The organism is Ruminococcus flavefaciens (assembly GCF_900119075.1).
GTDB lineage: Bacteria > Bacillota > Clostridia > Oscillospirales > Ruminococcaceae > Ruminococcus > Ruminococcus flavefaciens_Q.
The window spans coordinates 184,394-209,651 of record NZ_FPIP01000003.1 but is presented as its reverse complement, the minus strand read 5'-3'; the positions used below and the strand labels follow the sequence as shown (position 1 = coordinate 209,651).

The following is a 25,258-nucleotide window of genomic DNA, read 5'->3' as shown; positions in this document are numbered from 1 at the left end:
CATGAAGGCTGCTGCTGTTTTCAGCGATAACATGGTGCTGCAAAGAAACAGGAATATCCGAGTTTTCGGCACTTGCAGCAAAAACGAAAAGATAATAACCGTCCGCATACCCGAGCTTGAAAGCTTTGCCCGTGCCGTTGTCAAGGACGGCAGATGGGAAGCTGTTCTGCCGCCGCGAAAGGAGTACAGCTCATGTACTCTGGAAATATCCTGCGGCGCTGTGAAAAAGGTATTCCACAACGTTGCCATAGGCGAGGTCTGGCTGGCAGGCGGACAATCCAACATGGAGTTCGAGCTCCAGCACGAGCGCAAGGGCGCTGCGGCGCTGGCGAGCTGCTACAGCGAGAACGTCAGATTCTATTATACCCCCAAATGCTCAATACTCGGTGATGAGCTTGAACAAGCTGAAAAAGAGAGCTGCTGGCGCACGCCCTCTCCCGATAACGCAAAAGCATGGTCGGCTGTAGGCTACTACTTCGCAAGGGAGCTGAGCCGAAGGCTGGGCGTTACCGTAGGCATTATCGGCTGCAACTGGGGCGGCTCCTCTGCTTCTGCGTGGATAAGCCGCGACTATCTCAGCTGCGACAAGCGCCTGAGCCCCTACCTTGACGAATACGACGAAGCTATCAAGGGCAAGTCCGACGAGGAAATGATAGCCGAGTACGACGAATACAGCACCTATCAGTGGGCTTGGGAGCAGCGCATGATAAAATTCTGCGCCGAGAATCCCGGAGCAAAGTGGGACGAGGTGCTGAAAAACTGCGGCGAGAACCGCTACCCCGGACCTCACAGCATAAAGAACCCCATGCGTCCCTGCGGTCTCCATGAGACTATGGTGAAGCGTATCGCTCCCTATACTCTTGCAGGAGTGCTGTGGTATCAGGGCGAATCCGACGACCACCGCCCAAACACCTATGAGGTTCTGCTGAAGCTCCTTATCGAGAACTGGCGCGACCTCTGGAAAGACAAGGAACTGCCCTTTATGATAGTGCAGCTGCCCATGTTCAGATATATAGACGATCCCGACACCAAGAGCTGGGCGCTGATACGCGAGGCTCAGGAGAACGTTTTCAAGAGCGTAAAAAATACAGGTCTTGCAGTCTGTCTTGACTGCGGAGAGCTGAACAATATCCACCCCACAGACAAGTCTCAGGTAGCTCACAGGCTCTATCTTCAAGCTATGAGCGAGGTCTACGAGGTCATCACACGCCGCGATTCCCTGCCGCCTATGTACGATAACTTTGAGGTCATCGGAAACGCCATGCTGATACACCTGACCAACTGCGAAATGGGACTGGGAGGCAAGGACGAGCACTGTCTCGACGGCTTTGAGATAGCAGGCGAGGACGGCGTTTATTACCCTGCAAAGGCAACGGTAAGACTGCCCTATATCGAGCTTCGCAGCGACAAGGTGAAAATGCCTGCCGCCGCACGATACAAGTGGACAAATTACGCAGATGTGGGACTTTTCGGCATAAACGACCTGCCCCTGCCGCCTTTCCGCACGGACAAATACTAATTTCAAAGGAGATATAATATGCTTTTAGCAGTAGACATCGGAAATACCAATATCGTTTTCGGCTGTGTTGACGACAATGACGAGGTAGTGCTCTTTGAGCGCATAAGCACCAACCACAATGCAACTGCTGCCGAGTACGCTGTACTTATCAGGACTATCCTTGAAATGAACCGCTTCGACCTCTCGGATATCCATGACGCTATCATGTCATCTGTCGTTCCCTCGGTTACAAACACTGTAAAAGAAGCGATACGCAAGCTCTTTGACGTTGACGTAATGATAGCAGGTCCGGGAGTAAAGACAGGACTCAATATCCTCATCGACAACCCTGCACAGCTGGGAAGCGATCAGGCAGTAGACGCTGTTGCGGCTATAAATCAGTACCCTGTGCCCATGATAATCATCGACATGGGAACTGCTACAACTCTTTCAGTCGTTGACAGCAAGAAGAATTACCGCGGCGGACTTATCCTCACAGGCATGAAGGTAGCGGCTGACGCTCTTACAGCTCGTACAGCACAGCTCCCCAAGGTGAATTTTGAGGTGCCTGCACACGTTATCGGCACAAACACTATCGACTGCTTAAAGAGCGGTATCCTCTATTCAAACGCAAGCGCACTTGACGGTATCATTGACCGTATCGAGGAGGAGCTTGGCGAAAAATGCACAGCCGTTGCTACAGGAGGTCTCTCCGAGCTGGTAGTACCGCTTTGCAAGCGCGAAATTATCCTTGACAATAATCTCCTTATCAAGGGACTTGCTATTATTTACAAGAAGAATAAGAAATAAACGAGAAATCTTGCTTTTCCATGAACGGAATTCCAAAGGGACTGTGTTCCTTTGGAATCCCGTTCTTTGGTAAGGCAGCCTTTTATACATACTACAACGAGAAAAGCTCTGTTTCATTACAAAACAGAGCTTTTTTCGGTAATTGGAGAGAAAAATCCTTTTTTTATAAAGTGAGGTCTTTAGTTTATTTTTGTCCGTAATAGGCATTATCACCATGTTTACGGAAAAAATGCTTATCAAGCAATCGCTGAGGCATATTCGGAGTGTCGCTGCGGAGAGTCTTTGTTATCCACGCCATGGCGGAAAGCTCCTCCAGCACCACTGAATTGTGCACAGCCTCCATGCAGTCCTTGCCCCACACGAATGGACCGTGATTGGCAACAAGAGCCGCAGGGATATTTTCATAGTTCTTGCAGCACTCAACGATGACCTTGCCTGTTTCAAGCTCGTATTCACCGTTTACCTCTGCGTCTGTCATCTCGCGTGTACAGGGTATCTCGCCGTAGAAGTAGTCGCCATGAGTCGTACCGAGGGGCGGTATGCCCATGCAAGCCTGCGCAAATGATGTTGCGTAGCGGCTGTGTGTGTGGACTACTCCGCATATTCCGTCGAAGTTCCTGTAAATTTCAAGATGTGTAGGTGTATCACTTGACGGAGAGAGCTTACCCTCTACCTTTTTGCCGTCAAGCGTCAGGACAACTATATCGTCAGCCGTCATGGTGTCGTACTCGACGCCGCTTGGCTTAATGGCAATAAGTCCCGATTCGCGGTCGTATTCGCTGACGTTGCCCCATGTAAAGGTAACAAGCCCGTACTTCGGGAGAAGCAGGTTTGCTTTCAGGACACGTTCTTTCAGCTCCTTAACGTCCATAGATAACATCTCCGATCATGATATCGCGCTCAAGACCGTTCACTGTTGTATCCTTGTTGATAACAACAAGCTCTATGCCCATGATACGGGCAAAGCTTCTTACAGCCTCGTCTGATATGTCATAGGAGAGCACTGTATGATGAGCTCCGCCTGCAACTATCCAGCATTCGAGACCTTCAAGGAATGAAGGCGCAGGTCTCCACATAGTTCTTGCAACAGGGAGATTCGGCATGGACTGGAATGGCTTTACGCACTCAACGTCCTGTGAGATAAGTCTTAATCTTCCGCCGATATCGATAAGGGAGAGAGCCTTTGCAGAGCCTGCCTTGCCCTCGAATACTATTCTTGCAGGGGGCTCCTTGCCGCCGATACCCAGCTTGTGAACCTCTATGCGAGGCTTGTCAGCTGCGATAGAGGGGCAAACCTCCAGCATATGTGAGCCCAGAATGAGCTGCTGCTTGTAATCGTATGTATAGTCCTCCATGAATGAGGTATTTCCGTCGGGATACATTGCCTTGACAATAGCTGTCATGCCTGCTGTTTTCCAGTCACCCTCTGCGCCGAAGCCGTAGCCCTTGTGCATAAGGTGCTGTGTAGCAAGTCCCGGGAGCTGCTTCATGCCGTGAAGGTCCTCAAAGGTATTGGAGAATGCCTTTGCGCCCTCGCGGACAAGTATCTTCTCGATAGCTATCTCCTCACGAGCCTGATATCTGATAGTCTCTTCGTCTTCCTTCTTGTAGTCGTAGAGCTCAGCGTACTCCTTCATGAGAACGTCTATCTCTGCGTCTGTAACAGCGTTCATTATCTCAACAAGGTCGCCTACTGCGAAGGTATTTACCTGCCAGCCGAGCTTCAGCTGTGCCTCTACCTTGTCGCCCTCGGTAACAGCTACCTCGCGCATATTGTCGCCGAAACGAACTATCTTCAGGCTCTTGCTGAACATAACGCCTACAGCGGCACGCTGCCACTCTGCTATCTTAGCCTGTACCTCGGGATCCTGCCAGTGACCTGCAACGACAGCTCTCGGCATACGGAGTCTTGCTCCGATAAAGCCGTGCTCTCTGTCGCCGTGAGCGGACTGGTGAAGGTTCATGTAGTCCATATCTATAGCTTCATTTGGGATAGTCTCATTGAACTGTGTGTGGAAATGGAGCCATGGCTTCTGGAGAAGTGCAAGTCCGTTTATCCACATCTTAGAGGGCGAGAATGTATGGCAGAAAGTGATGATTCCTGCGCACTCGTCATCATAGTTGGCTTCCTTGATGATACGCTCGATCTCTCTTTCTGTCTTTACCGTACTCTTGTACTCAACAGGGAAAGGCAGCTTCAGTCCTGCAACTATCTTCTTTGAATCCTCGTCTACCTGTCTGAGAGTCTCCTCGCCGTATAAGAACTGGGAGCCTGTAATAAACCAAAATTTCATCCTTTATCAATCCTTTCAATCCTCGGAGGCTGCCGCTCTTACAGCTGAAAGTCCCGAGAGGTATTTCTTCATATAAGCATTGAGACCGTCAACGTCCTCCTTGTCGGGAGAAACCGTGCTGCCCTTCATATCCGCAAATACTCTGCCGCTGAGATAGTCGGTCAGCTTTTCGCCGCTGCTCCTGTTAGCCATATATGAAGCAAGAAGCGCTATTCCCCACGCGCCGCCCTCGCCTGCTGTCTGCATGAGAGTAACATCTGCTCCCAGTGCAGCTGCAAGGAATTTCTGCGTAGGTACAGGCGTCTTGAAGAAACCGCCGTGAGCATATATCCTTTCAAGGCTTACGTGCTCCTGTTCGGTGAGTATATCATTGCCTGCCTTTAATGCGGCAACGCATGAATATACAAGACTGCGCATAAAGTCTCTGATATTGAATGCAGTATCAGGGCTGCGCATAAGCAGAGGAAGTCCGTTTTTCACGCCTGTAACGGGCTCGCCTGCATAGTAATTGTAGGATATTACGCCATTGCAGTCGGGAGCGCCCTCTGCTGCAAGGCTGTAGAGCTTGTCGTAGAGCTGTCCCTTTGGCATATCCACGCCTATCTCCTTGAGGAATCCGCCGAAGATACCGAACCATGCGTCAAGGTCTGAGGTACAGCTGTTGCAGTGTACCATAGCCACGGGATCGCCGCAGGGAGTTGTAACGATATCTATTTCGCGGTGTACCGCCGAGAGGTCCTTCTCCAGAACTATCATGGAGAATATGGACGTACCTGCGGATACGTTTCCTGTCCTTGGAGTTATGCTGTTTGTGGCAGCCATACCTGTCTGTGCGTCGCCCTCAGGGGGACAGAAAGGAATATCGCCGCCGAATGTTCCCGTAGGATCAAGGAGCTTTGCTCCCTCAGCCGTAAGTCTGCCTGCGCACTCGCCTGCGGGGACTATACGGGGAAGTATATCAGCAAGCTTCCTGTTGAGAGCAGTGCCCTCTGCAAGCTTGTCGAACTTCGACATCATTGCGCTGTTGTAATCGCAGGTCTTTGAGTCTATTGGGAAGATTCCCGAAGCGTCGCCTGCGCCGATGACCTTTTCACCTGTGAGGATATAGTGAACATATCCTGCAAGGGTAGTCATAAATGCGATATCGCCTACATGAGGCTCCTTATTGAGCATTGCCTGATAGAGATGAGCTATGCTCCAGCGCTGGGGTATATTGAAGCTGAACTCCTCTGTAAGCTTGTCGGCAGCCTCCTCGGTCATGGTATTGCGCCATGTCCTGAAAGGTACAAGCTGCTTATCCTTTTCGTCAAATGCCAGATAGCCGTGCATCATAGCCGATATGCCTATTGCAGCGGCTGTCTCCAGCTTTATCCCGTATGCTTCCTCAACATTTTTCATAAGGTCGGCAAAGCATTCCTGAAGTCCTTTTCTGACGTTATCAAGAGAATATGTCCATACTCCGTCAAGCATTTCGTTCTGCCAGTCGTGAACGCCCGATGCCAGCGGTGAGTGGTCCTCTCCTATGAGGACCGCTTTGATACGTGTCGAGCCGAATTCGATACCGATGACCGCTTTGCCGTTCTTTATTTCATCTGCACTGCTCATGTCTTAACTCCTTTTGCTGCTGTAGGCTTTGTTGCTGCAAGATTAGCCTTCTTGCGGCGGGCGATGATGATACTCTGAACGATAAGGAATATGCAAAGCATAGAAGCGTTTGTGATTCCTGTCCACCATGCCTGGTCAAGTCCTACCGATGATACGATATTCTGAATAAGAGCAAGTGAAAGTACGCCGAAAAATGTTCCGATGATATTTCCGACGCCGCCCGTCAGCATAGTTCCGCCGATGATAGACGAAGCTATGGCGTTCATCTCAGCGCCTGTTGCGTGAGAAGCTGAACCCGAACCGACGTGCATAAAATAAACAAATCCGCCAATTCCGCCTAAGATTCCGCACATAAGGTATGCAAGGAATGTAGTTCTCTTTACGTTTACTCCAAGCATAAGTGCGCTCTGCTTATTGCCGCCTACTGCATAGAAGCTGCGTCCTGTCTTGGTCCATTTGAGGAAAACGAAGAGTGCGGCAACACAGATAAGTGCGATAACAACGCCGATCTCTATGTAAGCGTCGATATAATCGCCTCTTTTGTTGATAGAGCCCATTCCGGGGATTATTATTCTTGTTTCCTTGAGCTTTACGAAAGCCTCGTTCTGAACGTTGAAGGGGTTTGTGTTTACAATGGTGGTCATACCTCTTGCAAAGAACATACCCGCCAGCGTTACGATAAAGGGCTGTATGTCAAGGTAGGCTACAAGGAAGCCCTGTACCAGTCCGAATGCCAGACCGATACCAAGTGATATCATTATCGCGCCGAACACGCTGCCGCTGTGCATATCAAGAAATACGGCTGAGCACATACTTACCAGTGCAGCCATACCGCCAAGAGAGATATCAATTCCGCCTGTTATCATGACCAGTGTCATTCCGCAGGCAAGTATGATAAGCGCGGCATTTGCATTCAGCATATTGAAAAATGTCTGTGCCTTGAGAAATCCCTGTCCAAGACCGAAGATAGCGAATACATACATAAGTATGAACACTACTATGGTTATGGACATCAGTAAATTGGTATCAGAGATACCCTTTAACAGATGTCGGCGCGGTTTGCCGACAGCCATATCTGTTTTCGGCATATTTATTCCTCCATTCCACGCTTTGGTCTTCAGCTTTTACTCTCTGCTTTTGCAGGAGAACGCAGCTTCTTGAAGAGAGCTGCAAGTTTTTCTCTTACTATCGGTGCGCTCAGTACTACCAGAGCGATAACTACTACAGCCTTGTATGCAGGCAGAGCATCCGATTGTACCTGAAACTTGTAAAGCGTTGTGGTAAGGAACTGGATAACATATGCTCCGAGAATGGAAGCAGATATGTTGAATTTACCGCCGCTGAGGGAGTTGCCTCCGAGAGCGACTGCTAAAATAGCGTCCATTTCGATGTCCTTTGCAACTACCGAGTAGTTGATGGTGGACAGTCGGCTGACCTTGATGAATCCTGCGATAGCTACGCACAGACCAAGTATAACGTATGTAACGAACTTGATGAGCGCAGGATTAAGACCATTCAGACGCGAAGTCTTTTCGTTGATACCGACGGACTGAACATACAACCCGAGGTTGGTGAACTTCAGTGCCAGCCATGTCAGAATGAAGCAGGCTATGGCAATGAAAAACGGCGTCGGTATCGGTATGCCTGGTATATATCCCCCGAAATATGTGAATGTCCTGTCACTAACAACAGGCAGCTCATTGTTGTTTATCCAAGCGGCGATAGAACGTCCCGCTGTGAAGAGTATGAGAGTTGCTACCATTGGCTGTATCTTGAATACGGAAACGAGGGTTCCGTTAAAGGCGCCGAACGCCATTGCAACGAGACAGCTGATAAGGAATGCAACTATTATAGGAGCCTGCAATGTATCGGGGCGGGAGTTTGTTCCGCAGAGAACTCTGAGGACCACGCTTCCGCTGATAGCTATGGCAGCTCCCACGCTGATATCCTGTCCTCGTGAAGCCGCTGTTACCAGCGTCATTCCGATAGCAAGGATAGCAAGCTCTGAGCCGTAGTCGATGATAGATATGATATTTCCCGAAAGGATAGGATCACCCTCGCTGTTGTGTCCCAGCGTTACCTTAAAGAAGGACGGATCCACGATAAAGTTGAATATTGCAAGAATGAGCAGCGCAGCTATCGGTATGAATATCTGTCTTCTGACTATGCTTGCAAGAAACGAGCTTTTCTGTGCAGTCTGAGTCTGTACTTTCATTCCCGCTCACCTCCTGCTATAGTGTTCATGATGTTATTCTGCGTGAGCTCATCGCCCTTAAGCTCTCCTACAAGCTTTCTGTCACGCATAACAAGAAGTCTTGAACAGGTACGGAGCATCTCGTCTGTTTCCGATGATATGAAGGTAATGCTCATACCCTCGGAAGCAAGCTTGAGAACCAGCTTCTGGATGTCCACCTTTGTACCTACATCGATACCGCGGGTGGGCTCGTCGAGAATGAGATATTTCGGGTGAGTAAGGAGCCAGCGTCCAAGAATTACCTTCTGCTGGTTTCCGCCCGAAAGTGACTTTATGGGCGTATTTACAGAGGCTGTCTTGATATCGAGGAGCTTGATGTACTCCTCTGCGAACTTATTAGCCTCTGCCTTTGAGAACGGCTTGAAAAAGCCCTTCTTTACCTGTAATGCAAGGATGATATTGTCCTTTACGGAAAGGTCGCCGACGATTCCGTCGCGCTTTCTGTCTTCAGGAAGATAAGCAATACCGTTCTTCATTGCGTCCATCGGCTTGTTTATCTTGACTTCCTTGCCTTCTACTCTTACGATTCCGCCTGTTACCTTATCGGCGCCGAAAATAGCTCTTACGCACTCGCTTCGTCCTGAGCCGAGAAGTCCTGTGAAACCGTTTACCTCGCCCTTGCGGATATAGAAATTGAAGGGCTTGATGCCTTCAGAGCTGCAAAGCTGTGAGGCTTCATAAACGTATTCTTTGTTTTTGTCGTTGAATACGGGGATATCGTTCTTGATATCAGCCATATCGTCAAGCTCCTTGCCGAGCATTTTCGATACCAGCTGAACTCTGGGGAGATTTTCGATCTCATACTCTCCCACAAGCTGTCCGTCACGGAGAACGGTTATCTTATCGCAGACCTCGTATACCTGATCGAGGAAGTGGGTAACGAAGATTATACCGACTCCTCGTGATTTGAGCTGACGCATAAGGTCAAAGAGCTTTGCTACCTCTGATTCGTCCAGTGAAGAGGTAGGCTCATCGAGAATGAGCACGCTGCAGTCCATGTCAACGGCTCTTGCTATAGCTACCATCTGCTGTACAGCGATAGAGCAGCTTGCAAGCTGCTGTGTGGGCTTTACAGCTATGCCGAGAGAATCGAGTAGCTCTCCTGCCTTTTTGTTCATGGTACGCCAGTTGACCAATGCACTTTTGCCTCTGCCGAGGAAGATATTCTCTGCCACTGAGAGGTTGGGGCAAAGGGATATCTCCTGATAAACCGTACTGATGCCTAAATTCTGTGCCTCCTGAGGGGAATGTATCTGTACGGGACCTGAATGTCCTTTTATGTATATATTTCCCTCGTCCTTGATATGCACACCTGTGAGGACCTTGATAAGAGTAGATTTGCCCGCGCCGTTTTCGCCCATGAGCGCGTGTATCTCTCCTTCACAAAGCGTAAAATCAACATTCCTGAGCGCCTTAACTCCGGGAAAGGATTTATATATCCCACGCATTTCCAGCAATGATCTTTCCTGCATTGCTTTTCCTCCTAAGTGAGTTATATGTAGGGGATCTCCCTGTTTTCCGTTGGAAATCCCAATATTTTCTTAAAATTTATGCGGTGACACAGATCATTCACGAATGCGTCACCGCACTTATTTAATCTTTATAGTTTAGTGTCCTGTATACTAACTATCAGATACCGTACTGCTCAACGTCAGCGTCGGTGATTGTCTTTGCGTCAAAGCCCTTTTCGTCCATGATGATAGTCTTCTGAGAGAGAGTCTCACCCTTTTCGAGCTTGTCGATGATGTCCTTGATGTAAGATGACTGGAAAGGATTGCACTGTCCGTCGTAGTTCCAGTTGCCCTTCTTGAGCTCCTCAAGCGCCCACTTGTTGCAGTCGAAGCCTATAACGACTACATCCTTGTCAACGCCGTGTGAGATGTTAGCTCTGTCGAGAGCAGCAACTGCACCCTTTGCCATATCGTCGTTCTCTGCATAGATAACATTGAACTTCTTGTTAGCGTCGATAGCTGACTGAACGATCTGCTGTGCCTTTTCAGCATTCCACTCAGCTGTCTGCTGTGTAACGATGTTCCAGCCAAGCTCCTTAGCTGTAGCGTCGAGAGCGCCTGAACGTCCCTTCTGAGCTGCTGTGCCCATTACGCCCTGAAGGTGTATGATATCATATGTCTTGAGATCCTGACTCTTGAGCCACTCAACAGCCTGCTCGCCTTCCTTAGCCATATCGGAAACGATAGAAGCGTCATAGAGGCTCTCGTCAGCGTCGATAGTACGGTCAAAGAGGATAACTCTTACGCCTGCGTCCTTAGCGTCCTTGAGAACTGAATCCCAGCCTGCTGTATCAGCAGCAGAGAGGAGAAGATAGTCAACCTCGTCCTGAATGAACTTCTGAGCGTAGTTGATCTGCTCTTCATTCTTAAGGCTGTAAGCGAATGAAGCATCAAAGCCGTTTTCCTTTGTGAATGTAGCCTTGAGGTCGTTAACGTTTGCTGTACGATAGCCGGACTCGTTAGGATCGTTGTTGATGATACCTACCTTGATAAGTGAGCCCGATGAACTGCTGTTGTTGTCAGCTGTATCAGCCTTTGAAGATGCCTCAGGCTTCTTTGCCTCGTTATTTGATGATGATGAGCCCGAAGCTCCGCAGCCTGCGAACATTGCGCCGCAGAGAACTGTGCTTGCTGCCATTGCTAAGATCTTTTTGATAGTCATAATTAAAATTCCTCCATCCAAATTTACTTATCCCATTAACGTATACTCCGTTAACTTGTATTTACATTATAATCAATTTGTACATACATTGCTACCGAAATTATTTCACAAAATGTTTATTATTTTTTGAATATTATTTCCAGTATACAAAATTACGGACAAATATTTGCGCTGTTCTGGAATTGTCTGGGCGTCTGTCCCGTGTATTTCTTGAAAATCTGGCTGAAATAGCGGTAATCCCTGAAGCCTACATCATAGGCTACCTCATAGACCATTTTGGATGTACAGCACAGAAGCTCCCTTGCGTGGGAAATACGCGCTACTGCAAGATACTCGAACAGGTTCTGACCATACTCCTTTTTGAACTGTGTGCTCAGGTAAGAGGGACTGAGCCCCACAGCGTCGGCAACTACAAGGAGCGAAAGCTCGTCGTTCATGTAGTTCTGGTCGATGTAGTCCTTTGCCTTGGCGATTATGCTCCTGCCGCTTTCTTTTGCCGATTCTATGCGCCATTTGATACAGCCGCGGACAAGGTCATGGAGGAATTTTTTTGTATCCTCATTTGTCATCAGCTCAGCGCCTATCTCGTCGGCAGTTCCGAAGCACTCAAAGAACTTCTCGCTGCTTATGCCTATTTTCTGAGCAAAGGCGTGGGCTGCCACATAGATGTCCATACAGACGTAAAGCCTCAGCATAAGAGACTGTATCTCTGCGAACCCCACCTCGCCGAGCACAGAATCCAGCATAGCGTCGCAGTTTTCGAGACTTCCGCTCTGTAACAGCTCTTCTGTTTTCTTTATGTCAAGACGTTTGACGTCCTGCATTATCTTCGACTCTTTATTCATTTTAATACCCCACTATGATCGTCGCAAAACCTGTATCAAATGCTTTTTACAGAGTCGCGGAGCTTTAGCTCGGGAGTAAATATGATGTCTCCGTTGTCCGAAGAATAGGAGTTTATCATATCTATGAGCTTTTCCGCCGCCGCTTCGCCGAGTCTGCGCTGAGGGTGAGCCACCGAGGTCAGCGGTACGTCGCATATGGAAGCGTATTTTGAATCGTCTATACCCACGACTGAAAGGTCGTCGGGTACGCTTATATCGCGCTCCTTGCAGAACTGAAGAAGCTTGATAGCTATATTGTCATTGTAGCAGACAAACGCCGTAGATTCGCTGATAAGCTCCAGCAGTCTGTTGCTGCCCGAGGTAAAAACAGAGTTTTTATCCGAGGTAGCGAACCATAGTACGTTGTCCTCTGCGTTTCTGTGTCCGTGAGCGATACAGCTCTTGGTGAAGCCGCTGTAGCGCTTATGTCCCTGTATATCGTCGAGTGCGAATATTCCTGCCACTCGCCTGTGTCCCTGAGAAAAGAGATAATCCGTAGCTATCCTGCCTGCGGCTTCGTCGTCCATTGCAACACAGGGATAGTCCGACCATGGGTACTTCGCATTGAAGAAAACAACGGGGATATTCTTTCGTCTGAGTTCCTCATACAGCGCTGTATTGGGATTTGGCAGGGCACTCTTGGAGGGCTCGACGATAAGCCCGTGAACTCCGCCCGATATCATGCTCTGGAGAGCCTGCTGCTCCTCAGCTACCTTATTATGAGTAATGGCGAGCTGCATGGAAAAGCCCGAATCATTGAGCACGCTCTCGATGCCCGTTACTATATGTGGAAAAATGTAATCAGTAAAATATGTGGAAATTACGCCGATATTCCTTATCTGACCGACTGTATCGCCCTGTGCGTAGCCCGAAGCCACAAAGGCGCCGCTGCCCCTTACGCGGCTGATGACATTCTCATTTTCAAGGCACATCAGCGCCTGTCTGACGGTCTGTCGGCTGACGCCGTGTATCTCGCAGAGTTCCTTTTCGGTGAGGAAACGGTCCTTTGGCTTCAGTTTATGGGAGCTTATGAAGTTCTTGGACCATTCCACTATCGTCATATATTTATAGTCTTCCATAGATTCCTCCGATGGGATTCCGATATTATTCGGATTTTTCTTCATAATAACACAATAGTTCAGATTTGTAAATACAACTTTTGAAAAATGTTCACAAATTTGTATGTACAAACAAAACAGTCTTTCCCTCTTTGTGCAACCCGACAACAATTTGAATACAACTTCTTTCAACCAACAATACAACTTTGCCGCCCTTGACATTAAACGGGCAATGTTGTATGATTTTAGTAGCTTACATTCACACTTATCAAAGGAGCAAAATATGAAGAACAACATTCTTATTATAGACGACGATCAGGATCTTTCATTTGTAATTTCAGATATGCTTGAGGGCTACGGCTACAATGTGACCGCCGCCGAAAGCGCAGAGGAAGCCTTTTCACTGCTGCGTGAAAACAACTTTGACCTGCTGCTTCTTGACATAAATCTCCCCGATTCCACGGGCTTTGAGATATGCAGGGAGCTTCGCCGCGTATCCGACGTGCCTGTTATTTTCGCAAGCGCACGTACAAGCGAATCTGACAGGATAACAGGCTTCGACATAGGCGGCGACGACTACCTCCCCAAGCCCTACTCCATGGCAGAGCTCTTCTCCCGTATCAAGGCGCTCCTGCGCCGTGCCTACGGCGATTCCGACGAGAAGCCGACTATATCATTCGGCAATGTAAGGGTGGATATCTCCGCCCGTTCAGCTACAAAAAACGGCGAACCCGTACCGCTGTCACTCAAGGAATTCGACCTCCTCGCCTGCCTTTGCGAGCACATGGGCACAGCCGTGCCAAAGGAGACACTGCTGTCCGAGGTATGGGGAGCTTTCTCCGAAACAGAGCCCTCAACACTGACTGTACATATACGCTGGCTACGCGAAAAGCTGGAGGACGAGCCTGCTTCACCGCGATACATCAAGACCGTCTATAAGGTGGGCTATATACTGGAGGGAGACAAATGAAAAGCAGGATAATCGGCATTACAGTACTGTTTATGGCGCTTATCATAGGCGCTTCGGCGCTTTTTATACACAACGACAGGACAAATTACGTTCCCGACTCAAACGGCGAGCTCATAGTCGATGTAAACGAGATAGAGCAGCTTATAAAAACGGGTAAAACGGAAGAAGCTGCCGAAAAAGCCGCCGACTTCAAGGAGACTCTCCGCGGCTTTGAGCAGCCTGCTCCTGACAGCTCAAAGGCTTTACTTATATGTATAATGGGCTGTGCTTTCACGGCAGTTGTATTCGGGTATGTGTACTTCTCAATACTGCGCCCCTTCGACAAGATGAAGAACTTTGCCGAGAAGATAGCGCAGGGCAACTTTGATATTCCCCTTGACTACGAGCGCTCAAACTATTTCGGCAGCTTCACATGGGCTTTCGACAGTATGCGCCGCGAGATAACAAAGGCGCGAGCCTGCGAGCGCGAGGCTATCGACAACAACAAGACCGTCATAGCTACGCTTTCACATGATATAAAGACACCAGTTTCCTCCATAAGAGCCTATGCAGAGGGACTTGACGCAAATCTGGACAGTACCCCCGAGAAACGCAGGAAATATCTGTCCGTTATCATGCGCAAGTGCGACGAGGTCTCAAAGCTGACAAACGACCTGTTCCTGCACTCTCTTTCCGACCTTGACAAGCTGAAGATACAGCCCGAGAGGTTCGAGCTCACAGAGTTCATGGAAAGCGCTGTTAAAGAAATAGCCGCAGAGCATGACGACGTACACTTCATACGGGGCAGCTTCACCGCCGAGGTAAACGCCGATAAAAACAGGATAATGCAGATAACCGAGAACCTCATCAACAACGCCCGCAAATACGCTCAGACCGATATCACCGTTTCCATGGATAAGCAGGAAAACAGTGTTGTCATGCGCTTTACCGACTCCGGCAGCGGTATCCCCGACAGGGATATGCCCTTTATCTTTGAGAAGTTCTACCGCGGCAAAAACGCAGGTACACAGCAGGGCTCGGGACTCGGTCTGTACATAGTCAAGTATCTTACCGAAGCTCAGGGCGGCGATGTAAGCCTCAGAAATCTGCCCGAGGGAGGTCTTGAGGTCACGGTCTCCCTGCCGTTGTGCGGCACTGAAAATGTCTTAAGTACTTCTTAATAACTTTCGCTGTATAATAATGACAACAAAGCGAAAGGAAACTGCTAATATGAAAAAATCTATCATGACCGCAAAAGGTCTTTCAAAAAGCTTCGCCCACAACGGCGGACAGGTGCATATCCTGTCGGGAGTAGACCTCGATATCTATGAGGGCGACTTCACCGTTATAATGGGAGCTTCGGGCTCGGGAAAATCCACCATGCTCTACGCTCTCAGCGGAATGGACAGGGCTACCGCAGGCTCTGTGATGTACGGCGGAAAAGACATCGTAAAAATGAGCGAAAGGGAGCTTGCAGGGCTGAGACATTCCGATTTCGGATTCATCTTTCAGCAGATGCACCTTGTAAGCAATCTCACTCTCATTGAAAACGTCTCTGTTTCGGGCTATCTCAACAAGAAGCGCTCCGCCGCAGAGGTAAGGGAAAAAGCGGAGGGGCTCCTCAAACGCATGAACATAGACCATGTAAAGACAAATCTCCCCTCACAGGTATCGGGCGGCGAGCAGCAGCGCTGCGCCATTGCAAGAGCCGTTATCAACGAGCCTAAGCTCCTCTTTGCCGACGAGCCTACAGGCGCTCTCAACCGCAGAAATACCACCGAGGTTCTTGACCTGCTCACAGACCTTAACATAAACGGTCAGAGCATACTCATGGTAACTCACGATGTCCGCGCAGCCGTAAGAGCTACACGTCTGCTTTATCTCTCCGACGGAAGCGTTATGGGCGAGCTGAATCTTGCACGCTATGACTCCGCAGAGGAAAAAAGCCGCGAAGCTCAGGTGAATGCATGGCTGGCTTCTCTGGAATGGTGAGGTGAGAGCTATGGATATACTCACTCTGCTGAAAGCGAATATCCGCCGCAGAAAAGGCACATTTATAAGCATTGCCATTCTCACGTTCATCATCTCAATGGCGCTGACACTTATACTCAGCGTCAGCAAAAGCTGTATAACTTCATTCAATGCAGCTCATTCCGACGCCAAAAGCGGAGATGTCACCGCTATGATACGTGATATCGCTTTCAATGACGAAATGAAGCAGAAGCTGGACAATGAAACTATCATTGACCACTATGAGGCTACACCTGTGGCTGTTATGTCCAACGGAATGACAGCCGATAAAAGCAGCAATCATAATTCCTGCTTTTTCTCGGTCCTGCCCGACGGCTTAAAGCTGGTAAACAGAAATTGTACGGGCTATGAGGACAATATCCCTCAGCTCTCAAAGGGCGAGATCTACCTGAGCTACGGCTCAAAAACCGTACTCAAATGCGATATCGGCGATAAGGTGACAGCTCACTCAAACAGCGGCGACTACGACTTCACCGTAAAGGGCTTCGTCGTTGAGCCTACCTTCGGCGCTTCAAATATCGGCTGGAAATGGCAGTTCATCTCACAGGAGGACTATGACAGCATATACGCCGCAAACTTAGCGGCAAGCGATGATGACAAAAGAAACAACGGCTATATGGTAAAACTCTGCAAAGCCGACGGCTGCGGACTCTCCGACGGAAAATTCCGCAGACAGGTTAATCTTGACACGGATATCATCTCCAACTCATGGGGCTCTCTCACAAAGGATATGTCCATACACTATACAAATATCTATTCTGATAATGTACTGGGGATACTTCTGGTGTTCATTCTTATACTTGCCATAGTTGTGCTGATAGTTGCGGGGCACAGCATATCCACAGGCATCGAGCTGGACTACACGAACCTCGGCATACTAAAGTCGCAGGGCTTCGGCAGCGGCAGGATAAGACTTTCCATACTGCTGCAATACCTGTTAGCTGAGCTCGTCGGCAGTATCATCGGTATCTTTGCCGCGATCCCCCTTATCAGCGTCATTGCCAGCGTATTTGATCCCATATCGGGCTACATAACCGAAACTCACCTTGCTCTGGGACAAACTCTGCTTTACCTGCTGTGTATATTCGCAGCAAGCGCAGTATTCATAATCTTCATCACACATAAGGTTTGCAAAATATCTCCTATCCGCGCTATCTCGGGCGGACGCAGAGAGATATACTTCGACAGCAGATTAAAGGCTCCCATAAGTGCGAAGTTCCTGTCATCGACTATTGCACTGAGACAGTTCACCTCAGCCAAGAGAAGATACCTCGCCTCTATAGTGATAGCAGCTATACTGGTGTTCTTCATGCTCATGGTAAACGCTCTCAGCAGCGCCACAAACTCCAAAAAAGCCGCAAAAATGATGGGCATAGACTACTGTGACCTGTTCATAAACTTCGACAAAGCAAAAAGCAAGGAGGAGCTCGACGGCATACTTGACACGGTCAAGAACGACATAAAGACAAGATACTTCCACGGCGGCCGTTATATATCCATTAACGGCGAGGAGATACACTGCAATATCACCCTTTACCCCGAGGATATATACGTGACAAAGGGCAGAGCTCCCATATATGACAACGAGATGCTCATTACCGAAATAGCTGCCGATGAGCTCGGTCTGAAGCTCGGCGACAAGGTGGACGCAGCGAGATACGACAAACACGAAGAATTCATCATCTGCGGCTTCTATCCGTCTCTCAGCGATACCGGCATGGCTACCGCGATAAACGGAAAAGCAGGCGAAAAGCTGGGTGTCAAGCAGGAGACAGGCGGCGGAGCTTTAGAGCTGAAGGACGCCGAAAGGTCAAATGCGGTAATAGAAGCCCTTGAAAAGAAATACGGCGATGATATAGAGGTCACCATAGCCGATGACGACGAAGCAATGGACATTTACGACTCGGCGATATTCGCTATGAAGGCTGTTATCTACTCATTTTCGCTGTTCTTTGCGCTGATTGTAGTTATCATGGTCAGCTCAAAGGCTTTCACTCAGGAGAAAACAGACATCGGCATATTCAAGTCTCAGGGCTTCACCACAGGCAAGCTGAGGATACAGTTCGCGGTGAGATTCCTTATCGTATCCATAATAGGAGCAATACTTGGAACGCTCCTAGGCAGGCTGTTTATAAACAAGCTGCTGTCGGTAATGCTCAGAGGTATCGGTATCACGAATTTCTATTCAAGCTTTACCTTTGCAGGAGTGGCGGTCCCCGCGGCAGCGATATGCGTTTGCTTCTTCCTGTTCGCACTTCTTGCGTCGCGTAAGATAAAAAAAGTCGGCATACGCCAGCTTGTAACCGAATAAAGCAACAGCCGTACAGGAGCCAAACTCACTGTACGGCTGTTTTTATTTGCCTGTGCCCGAATCTCTCCTTATATCCTGATAGAAAAATCCGTGCTTTGTGCAGTACCATACCAATCTTCCCGAGCGGTAATACGGCAGCGTTATCTGCAAATTCCACTCGGGATACTGCTTGAATATCATGGCGGAGCTGTCCGTCACATACGCTGCAAAGGAGATATAGTGCTCCTTTTTCATCTCATGGTCCGAGGATATGAACCACTCGCCGCCGAGGTCCTCGGTTCTGAGCATATCCGCTCCCTCAGCCTTTACGGGCTCAAGGGCGGTGAGCTTGTTTCCGCAGCAGGTCACAGCCGCCTCTGAGGTAGCCGTGATGATATTGCCGCACTCCTTACACACGTAAAATTTCAGCTTTTTCATGTTGCCTTTCTCGCTTTCGTTTTTATTTATACCGCCCGACAGCAAAGTCTGCACGTCCGTGCCGAATACAGCGGAGAGCTCCGCAAGCAGGGATACGTCGGGACAGCCGTTGCCGCACTCCCATTTTGATACCGCCTTGTCGCTGACGCAGATAGCCTCTGCAAGCTGCTTCTGCGTCATTCCCGAATCCAGACGAAGCTGTCTGATAAGGGCTCCTGTTTTTATCTGATCCATGATAATCACCTCTGCCATAGTCTGTTCTATGCTTTAATTGTAGCGTGATATCGTGAAAAAGTCAATCTACGCTCCGTAGATAAAACAAGGCGGTGATATATCACCGCCTTAGTTGAGAGTTGAAAGCTATGGAGCCGCCTGCGGCGGCATTATATTGTGAGCAGAGCGAACACATAAACTCTCAGCTATTATACGTATAATTATTCAGCCCTGCGGAAGAAAAGTCCCTCGGCGCTGACAAGCTGTGAGATAAGCTCCGCGGCTTCGCCATGTGCATTGTAGACTGTCATATACAGGTCATCGCTGTTGAGCGTCAGCAGTACCTCACATTCGGGAAGAAGTATATTCACATAGCTGACACCGCCGCTGAAGCAACTATACAGAAGCGTGACAAACTCCTCTGTATCGGGATTTTTCACGGAATTGTCCGCTGTAACTGCGGTCATGTCGTAATAACAGTAAAGCTTTAAAATTATATTTGTGAGCTTGCGGTCAAGGTCAGCCCTGTTTCGCTGAAAGTATTTCTCCGCGTCAAAATATCGGTCGTCTTCTTTCTGCGGAACTGTCATGGGGAAGATGTCTATAATGTGTGGTTTTTTATTCAGAAGCTCTTCAATAAGCGGATATATATTCATTTTTACACTCCTTTTCCTGCGTTTTTTCACTGATAACATTATACTCCGCCACGGATAAAATTTCAATACTTCTGTGATATTACAAAAAGCTTATTGTTTTGTGAATAATGTGTAAAAATTTTCGATTCCGTTGACATTTGTTTGTTGTCATGGTACAATTACAGTAGGATATTATTGGAAAGGTTGTAATAAAATGGAGAAAACAAAAATTATTGAAGAACTAAAGCAAAAAAATGAGATACAACCTACAGAATTTGACGGAACTTACAGCTCGGTGTGCGAAGCCGTGGAGTGCTACGCAAAGCTGAAAAAAACCGCTCTCATAGACTATAAGGACCTCGACCTGCTGTACTATCTCTCGCTGGGATTCTGGACAGGCGATAAAAACGAGCTGAAACAGCATATCCAGAACAGCCACCTGCTCCACATTGACAAGCATATGCTTTATGAGACTGTCGAAAAAATATGGAACAAGGGCGCAAGAATGCTGTTCACTCACCTTGTGGACCAAAACGAGATGAGCTTCCTTACAAAGCCCATTACGTTCAAAAACTCGCTCATCGCCGAAAAGCCCGAAGCCATACAGTTCTTTTTCAAGATGTGCATAAACCTCTCGGGACTGGAAAACGACAGCAAGGTACTCGATACTGCACATAAAATGCTAAATCCCCTGATAAAGGAATCGGGAATGCCTGTTTTCGCTTTTTCGAGGATACTTCACTGCCTTAAACCTGCTACTTTCCCGATACTCGGCGAAAGCATGACCAATTCTATGGTTTTCAGGGAGATAGGTGTAGGAATAAAGAATGTTGACGATATTTCCCATTATATCTTCAACTGCCGAAAGATAATAGATTATCGCAATTCTCATTTCAAGTTCAAGAATATGAGGATATTCGATGTCATGTCATGGAAGCTGTTGGCTGAGTTCAAAACCGAGACCGAGAACAAGTCCGATACTGACCTTACGCACCGTAAGCATTCAAAGTCAGAGGCTTCGCTGAATCAGATACTGTACGGACCTCCCGGCACAGGTAAGACATATAACGTTGTCAAATACGCAGTGCAGCTCATCGAGGGAAAAAAGAACGACGACGAGCCTTATTCCGCTATAAAGGAAAGATACGAAAAGTATGCCAATTCAGGTCAGATAAAGTTCACAACATTTCATCAGGCTTACAGCTATGAGGAATTTGTTGAGGGTATCCGCCCTGTTGTAGTTGACAGATACGGCAACGATACCTCTGTTGCACATGAGGATACCACAGTTATCTACAGACCGTTCAACGGCGTTTTCAAGTCTCTCTGCGAAAAGGCGTCAAAGAGCCCTCATATGAAGTTCGTTTCTATCATAGACGAGATAAACCGAGGCAATATCTCAAGGATATTCGGTGAGCTCATCACCCTTATCGAGAACACAAAGCGCGGCAGTTCGGTAATCCTGCCCTATTCGCAGTCAGATTTCTTCGTGCCGTCAAATGTGTATATACTGGGCACTATGAATACTGCCGACCGTTCTATCGCCATGCTGGACACCGCTCTTAGAAGACGTTTTGACTTCGTTGAGATGATGCCTATGCCCTCACTGCTGGGCGAATGCGGCGGTGTTGACCTGTGCGAGCTTCTCACTGCGCTGAATGAGCGCATAGAGTATTACTACGACCGCGAACACGCTATCGGTCATGCTTATTTCATGAACGCCGACGGCTGTATAAAGACTCTCGACGAGCTGAAAGAGGTCTTTGCTACAAAGATAATCCCCCTGCTTCAGGAGTACTTCTTCGATGACTATGAAAGAATAAAGCTGGTGCTCAACGATGACAATACCTTCATCGAATGCATTACTCCGAAATACATCAAGAAATTCGATTCGGGACAGAAACTTTACCGCCTCGGCAAGCCCGAAAACTGGAGCAAGGAGCACTTCATAAGGATATACAAGGATATTTCATGATGAACGGAGAATACAATGTACACCAGACATATTTGCGTATCAGCCAACGAAAAGATAGCGGACATTTCGGCAAAAAACGGCGAGCTGGGCATGATGCTCGGCGAGTTTGCGGAGGTCTGCAGGGCTGACGGCAGAAAAGCTGTCTCTGCGGCTGAAAAAAACGGAAATAAATATATCACAGCAGGCTCCTACTGCGGCTTTATCTGCCTTGCCGACGGTACTCTTATCGAGATACTCCCCCATTCAGTGGACGGCACTGAAAGCGCAAGAAAAGCACTCTGCGAGGAGTTCTGCGACAGGTGCGGATACGAATTCCGTCCCATGAGCTTCGATCCCGATATGAACTTTTTTGAGTACTTCGTTTCCGTGTTTGCAGGAGAGACAATGAAGATAATCAAAAGCGGCGTTCTCTCCGCCTATGCCAGCCGCGAGGAAAATCTGAACTCTGTTCAGGGCACTATCCTGTTTTCCGAGAATATACGCAGAAATCTCGTTCACCGCGAGCGCGTTTTCGTGCGGCATGAAGTGTTTACTCCCGACCGCGCCGAAAACCGCATTATAAAAGCGGCGGCGGCAAAGCTCATAAAGCTCACCGCAAACCCAAACAGCTCCCATATTCTCAAGGAGTCGCTTTCCTATCTCGAAGAAGCCCGTACTCCCCTCAATATAGCCGCGGAGTTCAGCAAATGCATCAATACCAGAAATACCAAGAAGTACAACACTGTACTTGATATTTGCAGAATGCTCTTTGATAAAAAAGAGGGTACTGCCTTTTCGGGAAAATATGTGCTCTGCGCTCAGCTTTACCAAATGGAGGAGGCAGAAGCGGCGGTGTCTGAGCAAAAGTCAGCAGAAGCACCCGAAGCCGCTGAAAAAACAGCTCCGAAGCCTGCTCCCCAGAAAAAGAAAACTAAAACAACAAGGAGAAGAAAATAAAACATTCAAAGCCGCAGATATACTGCGGCTTTTTTGCTGCATGAACATTTCAACATTTCTTTTGTATATTTTCAACTATATGTTGACAAATCTGTTGAAATATGATATAATAAATATATAGTAAACAAGGCTTTTCAGCTTAGATGAGGTGATTCAGATGTTCATTGGATAACATATCCCGATATTAGTGTACAAACTCCCCGAACATGGCTATTTCAAGCCTATAAGAAGGAGGATCCGTTATGTGTGCAGCTGTTTTTGATTATAATGACAATGATTTTATAACAACGTTCGACGGTAAAATGGGCGTTGACTCCAAAGGCAACTTAATGCGCCGATTAGATGATTATGTTGCCCTTGATATGAATTCAGGCAAGTTTCACTATACATCTCCGTGGACGGAAGATGATGATAATAAATAGTATTGATATAAAAAGGCTGGAACTATAACCGTAATACTCATATAGAAGCTTATAGTTAATTATGGGGGAAACCTTTCTGAGGAAAGGTTCTCCCCCATACCCCTTTCCAAAGACTTTTATCTGTTTTTTTCTCAGATAGGGCGCTCCTGCATTTTGCAGGACTTTTTTATTTTATAAAGCGCTCTATCTGAGAAAAAACAAAACGAAAGTTTTAGGGAGAGAGTTTGAGAGTGACTCCCCGCAGTGCGGGGAGATGTCACGCAGTGACAGAGGGGACGTCCTCCGTAAGAGGAGCCCTTTTTCAAAAAGGGTTCTCTCAATAATAAGCATAAAACTTCTTTATACGTACTACGGTTAATACTTCCAGCCTTTTGTTTTTTGCATAAATGAATTGACTTTTCTTGCAGAAGTGCTATAATTGAAACAGACAGTTATTTTTAACGGAAGGAATGATACATCATGGATAAAACAATAAACGCAGTACCCGACGGAATAACAGCGGCAGAAGTCGGCGATTCCGTCTGCGAGCTTGGGAATATAGTTCCCGACCGTACAGAGGATTATGATATAGTAGTCGTAGGCGCAGGAGCTTCGGGAGTCCCTGCGGCAGGCTGGGCGGCTGAGCTTGGAGCAAAGACTGCCCTGCTGCAAAAGGAATCAACTGTAATTTCTCAGGGCAACTGCGGCTCTGCCATAATAAAGTCACGCTCCACCGAAGCAGGCATTGCCAAGTGGATACACCACACCAACAGTCTATGCGACTGGAGAGCCGATACAAAGCAGCTCCGCGCATACGCCGAGCATTCCGAAGAGGCTATGATGTGGTTCCTCAACCGTGCAGGACTCACAAAAGAGACTGAGTACGGCGACGGCAGCAAGGTGGACAACAACGCCGAGAGTGCAAAGCTCCTCAATGACGGGGACAAGCTCTGCGCTTTCAGAAGCACCAGCGGCGACTTCACGGGCGTATGGAAAGACCGCATGAACAGCTACGATTACGGCGACGACCACTGCTATTTCTGGGCACCGTGGATAGGTCCAAAGCCGCTGAATGTGGGAAATGCTCTCCACAATGCCCTCAATAACATCATGGAAAAGCATGATAATCTCCACGCATATTTCTCAACTCCTGCGGTGAAGCTTGTCATGGACGGCAAGCGTGTAACAGGCGTTATTGCCAAGGACAAGGACGGCAAATACATACAGTTCAACGCTTCAAAGGCGGTCATTCTCGCTACGGGAGACTACACCAACAACGCCGCTATGGTAAAGCGCTGGTGTCCCGATATAGCGGAGTTTGACAAGAAGCAGTTTGGCAAGACAGGCGACGGTCATATCCTCGCCATAAGCGCAGGCGCGAAAATGGAAAATCTCGGTCACACCAAGATGATGCATGATTTTGACTCCGCTCTCATGTTCGAGGAACCTTTCCTCTATCTGAATATGAACGGAGAGCGCTTCACCAACGAGTACACGGGCTTTGTGTATATGGGCAACCTGCTGAAATATCAGCCCAAATTCAAGGGCTCTATGCTGGACGCCGACCACAAGGACGGCTCAAAGGGCTGGTACTGCGCAATATACGACAACAGCTATACCGAGTGGGATAAGGACAGCTTTGTGGACGGCTGTGTTCCGCCATTCGTAATGGAGAAGTTCATTCCCGGAGCTGTAGAGGAGCCACAGGGCGTTTTCAAGAACCTCATCGACCTCCACAGGTGCGATACTCTTGAGGAACTGGCAAAGGAACTGGGTATCCCCTATGACAAGATGAAAGCTTCCATAGACCGCTACAATGAGCTATGCGAAAAGGGCGCAGATACGGACTTCGGCAAGCCTGCGAAGTATATGCACAAGATAGAAAAGGCTCCGTTCTGGGGAGCAAGAAAGCATATCCGCGTATCGGCTGAGGTATCGGGAGTCATCACCAATGAGAACGCTCAGGCTCTTGGCTCCGACGGCAAGCCTATCGAGGGACTTTACTGTGCAGGAAATCTGGGCGGTCCCTTCTACGGCGGAGCTGATTATCCATTCCACCAGACAGGTCTTTCCCTTGGACGCTGCTACACATTCGGAATGATAGCCGCCAAGCACGCTATGGGAATGCTGCGCTGAGGAACATTAACGTATATTCACCTGTTGAACTGCAAGAAAAACGAACCAAATAATAAAATGAAGACCGCAGACTCATCACCTGCGGTCTTTTTTACAGCAAGAAAATCGTTTCCGCTCAGCACTTTCTAATACAAAAGCCAATAGAAAAAGTCAGATTGCTATGTCCAATCGGATTCAT

General features: G+C 48.1%; 21 protein-coding genes. 10 read left to right on the top strand and 11 right to left on the bottom strand.

The features are described from left to right. Position 1 precedes the first annotated feature (1 nt). Together BT105_RS05840 and BT105_RS05835 are read left to right on the top strand one after the other, a co-directional pair. Positions 2–1,519, top strand: a complete 1,518-nt coding sequence (locus BT105_RS05840) for a sialate O-acetylesterase (RefSeq protein WP_072299863.1) — start codon at positions 2–4, stop codon at positions 1,517–1,519. Positions 1,520–1,537: 18 nt separating this feature from the next. Continuing rightward, positions 1,538–2,308 carry a type III pantothenate kinase gene (locus BT105_RS05835; RefSeq protein WP_072299862.1) on the top strand — a complete coding sequence of 257 codons (771 nt, stop codon included), beginning with the start codon at positions 1,538–1,540 and terminating at the stop codon, positions 2,306–2,308. A gap of 184 nt (positions 2,309–2,492) precedes the next feature. Here BT105_RS05835 and BT105_RS05830 read toward each other — a convergent pair whose 3' ends face one another. From BT105_RS05830 to BT105_RS05790, 9 genes are all read right to left on the bottom strand, one after another. After that, the gene (locus BT105_RS05830; RefSeq protein ID WP_072299861.1) at positions 2,493–3,179 is read right to left on the bottom strand and encodes an L-ribulose-5-phosphate 4-epimerase; all 687 of its coding nucleotides are present in this window, start codon (positions 3,177–3,179) and stop codon (positions 2,493–2,495) included. Beyond that, complete coding sequence (gene araA / locus BT105_RS05825; RefSeq protein WP_072299860.1) at positions 3,169–4,602, bottom strand: L-arabinose isomerase; 1,434 nt, start codon at positions 4,600–4,602, stop codon at positions 3,169–3,171. Before araA ends, BT105_RS05830 begins: the two co-directional genes overlap by 11 nt. Positions 4,603–4,617: 15 nt before the next feature. Further along, on the bottom strand, positions 4,618–6,207 hold the full coding sequence (locus BT105_RS05820) for a xylulokinase (protein ID WP_028514150.1): 1,590 nt from the start codon (positions 6,205–6,207) through the stop codon (positions 4,618–4,620). Continuing rightward, positions 6,204–7,295, bottom strand: coding sequence for an ABC transporter permease (locus tag BT105_RS05815; protein ID WP_072299859.1), 1,092 nt, complete (start codon positions 7,293–7,295; stop codon positions 6,204–6,206). The genes BT105_RS05820 and BT105_RS05815 overlap by 4 nt, the downstream gene beginning before the upstream one ends. A gap of 29 nt (positions 7,296–7,324) precedes the next feature. Beyond that, positions 7,325–8,422 carry an ABC transporter permease gene (locus BT105_RS05810; protein ID WP_072299858.1) on the bottom strand — a complete coding sequence of 366 codons (1,098 nt, stop codon included), beginning with the start codon at positions 8,420–8,422 and terminating at the stop codon, positions 7,325–7,327. Next, positions 8,419–9,933 (bottom strand): sugar ABC transporter ATP-binding protein, encoded by a 1,515-nt coding sequence (locus tag BT105_RS05805; RefSeq protein ID WP_028514148.1) that lies wholly within the window; start codon positions 9,931–9,933, stop codon positions 8,419–8,421. The genes BT105_RS05810 and BT105_RS05805 overlap by 4 nt, the downstream gene beginning before the upstream one ends. A gap of 157 nt (positions 9,934–10,090) precedes the next feature. Further along, positions 10,091–11,134: an ABC transporter substrate-binding protein gene (locus tag BT105_RS05800; protein WP_072299857.1), complete on the bottom strand. Its 1,044-nt coding sequence runs from the start codon at positions 11,132–11,134 to the stop codon at positions 10,091–10,093. 152 nt (positions 11,135–11,286) lie between these two features. Further along, positions 11,287–11,979, bottom strand: a complete 693-nt coding sequence (locus BT105_RS05795; RefSeq protein WP_072299856.1) for a helix-turn-helix transcriptional regulator — start codon at positions 11,977–11,979, stop codon at positions 11,287–11,289. Positions 11,980–12,014: 35 nt separating this feature from the next. Next, complete coding sequence (locus BT105_RS05790) at positions 12,015–13,097, bottom strand: GntR family transcriptional regulator (protein WP_072299855.1); 1,083 nt, start codon at positions 13,095–13,097, stop codon at positions 12,015–12,017. Between the two features lie 262 nt (positions 13,098–13,359). Between BT105_RS05790 and BT105_RS05785 the strand changes: the two genes are divergently transcribed. From BT105_RS05785 to BT105_RS05770, 4 genes are read left to right on the top strand one after another with little or no spacing between them, the layout of a single operon-like run. After that, the gene (locus BT105_RS05785; protein ID WP_072299854.1) at positions 13,360–14,046 is read left to right on the top strand and encodes a response regulator transcription factor; all 687 of its coding nucleotides are present in this window, start codon (positions 13,360–13,362) and stop codon (positions 14,044–14,046) included. Next, positions 14,043–15,206 (top strand): HAMP domain-containing sensor histidine kinase, encoded by a 1,164-nt coding sequence (locus BT105_RS05780; protein WP_072299853.1) that lies wholly within the window; start codon positions 14,043–14,045, stop codon positions 15,204–15,206. Before BT105_RS05785 ends, BT105_RS05780 begins: the two co-directional genes overlap by 4 nt. A 49-nt stretch (positions 15,207–15,255) precedes the next feature. Next, positions 15,256–16,017, top strand: coding sequence for an ABC transporter ATP-binding protein (locus tag BT105_RS05775; RefSeq protein ID WP_072299852.1), 762 nt, complete (start codon positions 15,256–15,258; stop codon positions 16,015–16,017). Next, positions 15,989–18,367 carry an ABC transporter permease gene (locus BT105_RS05770; RefSeq protein ID WP_081367812.1) on the top strand — a complete coding sequence of 793 codons (2,379 nt, stop codon included), beginning with the start codon at positions 15,989–15,991 and terminating at the stop codon, positions 18,365–18,367. Before BT105_RS05775 ends, BT105_RS05770 begins: the two co-directional genes overlap by 29 nt. Positions 18,368–18,409: 42 nt before the next feature. On the opposite strand, the gene BT105_RS05765 is transcribed toward BT105_RS05770, so the two are convergent. Then, positions 18,410–19,018, bottom strand: coding sequence for a helix-turn-helix domain-containing protein (locus tag BT105_RS05765; protein ID WP_072299850.1), 609 nt, complete (start codon positions 19,016–19,018; stop codon positions 18,410–18,412). Positions 19,019–19,218: 200 nt separating this feature from the next. After that, positions 19,219–19,653, bottom strand: coding sequence for a hypothetical protein (locus BT105_RS05760; RefSeq protein WP_072299849.1), 435 nt, complete (start codon positions 19,651–19,653; stop codon positions 19,219–19,221). A 193-nt stretch (positions 19,654–19,846) separates the two neighbouring features. Between BT105_RS05760 and BT105_RS14805 the strand changes: the two genes are divergently transcribed. From BT105_RS14805 to BT105_RS05740, 4 genes are all read left to right on the top strand, one after another. Then, positions 19,847–21,607 (top strand): McrB family protein, encoded by a 1,761-nt coding sequence (locus tag BT105_RS14805; protein ID WP_072299848.1) that lies wholly within the window; start codon positions 19,847–19,849, stop codon positions 21,605–21,607. A 15-nt stretch (positions 21,608–21,622) separates the two neighbouring features. Further along, positions 21,623–22,543 (top strand): 5-methylcytosine restriction system specificity protein McrC, encoded by a 921-nt coding sequence (locus BT105_RS05750; RefSeq protein ID WP_072299847.1) that lies wholly within the window; start codon positions 21,623–21,625, stop codon positions 22,541–22,543. Positions 22,544–22,785: 242 nt separating this feature from the next. After that, positions 22,786–22,965 (top strand): hypothetical protein, encoded by a 180-nt coding sequence (locus tag BT105_RS05745; RefSeq protein ID WP_028514141.1) that lies wholly within the window; start codon positions 22,786–22,788, stop codon positions 22,963–22,965. A gap of 459 nt (positions 22,966–23,424) precedes the next feature. Continuing rightward, positions 23,425–25,080 (top strand): FAD-dependent oxidoreductase, encoded by a 1,656-nt coding sequence (locus BT105_RS05740; RefSeq protein ID WP_072299846.1) that lies wholly within the window; start codon positions 23,425–23,427, stop codon positions 25,078–25,080. Positions 25,081–25,258 lie beyond the last annotated feature (178 nt).

Coding starts and splice junctions, on each gene's coding strand:
- BT105_RS05840 (WP_072299863.1), top strand. CDS start 2: ATGAAGGCTGCTGCTGTTTTCAGCGATAACATGGTGCTGCAAAGAAAC.
- BT105_RS05835 (WP_072299862.1), top strand. CDS start 1,538: ATGCTTTTAGCAGTAGACATCGGAAATACCAATATCGTTTTCGGCTGT.
- BT105_RS05830 (WP_072299861.1), bottom strand. CDS start 3,179: ATGGACGTTAAGGAGCTGAAAGAACGTGTCCTGAAAGCAAACCTGCTT.
- araA (WP_072299860.1), bottom strand. CDS start 4,602: ATGAAATTTTGGTTTATTACAGGCTCCCAGTTCTTATACGGCGAGGAG.
- BT105_RS05820 (WP_028514150.1), bottom strand. CDS start 6,207: ATGAGCAGTGCAGATGAAATAAAGAACGGCAAAGCGGTCATCGGTATC.
- BT105_RS05815 (WP_072299859.1), bottom strand. CDS start 7,295: ATGCCGAAAACAGATATGGCTGTCGGCAAACCGCGCCGACATCTGTTA.
- BT105_RS05810 (WP_072299858.1), bottom strand. CDS start 8,422: ATGAAAGTACAGACTCAGACTGCACAGAAAAGCTCGTTTCTTGCAAGC.
- BT105_RS05805 (WP_028514148.1), bottom strand. CDS start 9,933: ATGCAGGAAAGATCATTGCTGGAAATGCGTGGGATATATAAATCCTTT.
- BT105_RS05800 (WP_072299857.1), bottom strand. CDS start 11,134: ATGACTATCAAAAAGATCTTAGCAATGGCAGCAAGCACAGTTCTCTGC.
- BT105_RS05795 (WP_072299856.1), bottom strand. CDS start 11,979: ATGAATAAAGAGTCGAAGATAATGCAGGACGTCAAACGTCTTGACATA.
- BT105_RS05790 (WP_072299855.1), bottom strand. CDS start 13,097: ATGGAAGACTATAAATATATGACGATAGTGGAATGGTCCAAGAACTTC.
- BT105_RS05785 (WP_072299854.1), top strand. CDS start 13,360: ATGAAGAACAACATTCTTATTATAGACGACGATCAGGATCTTTCATTT.
- BT105_RS05780 (WP_072299853.1), top strand. CDS start 14,043: ATGAAAAGCAGGATAATCGGCATTACAGTACTGTTTATGGCGCTTATC.
- BT105_RS05775 (WP_072299852.1), top strand. CDS start 15,256: ATGAAAAAATCTATCATGACCGCAAAAGGTCTTTCAAAAAGCTTCGCC.
- BT105_RS05770 (WP_081367812.1), top strand. CDS start 15,989: ATGCATGGCTGGCTTCTCTGGAATGGTGAGGTGAGAGCTATGGATATA.
- BT105_RS05765 (WP_072299850.1), bottom strand. CDS start 19,018: ATGGATCAGATAAAAACAGGAGCCCTTATCAGACAGCTTCGTCTGGAT.
- BT105_RS05760 (WP_072299849.1), bottom strand. CDS start 19,653: ATGAATATATATCCGCTTATTGAAGAGCTTCTGAATAAAAAACCACAC.
- BT105_RS14805 (WP_072299848.1), top strand. CDS start 19,847: ATGGAGAAAACAAAAATTATTGAAGAACTAAAGCAAAAAAATGAGATA.
- BT105_RS05750 (WP_072299847.1), top strand. CDS start 21,623: ATGTACACCAGACATATTTGCGTATCAGCCAACGAAAAGATAGCGGAC.
- BT105_RS05745 (WP_028514141.1), top strand. CDS start 22,786: ATGTGTGCAGCTGTTTTTGATTATAATGACAATGATTTTATAACAACG.
- BT105_RS05740 (WP_072299846.1), top strand. CDS start 23,425: ATGGATAAAACAATAAACGCAGTACCCGACGGAATAACAGCGGCAGAA.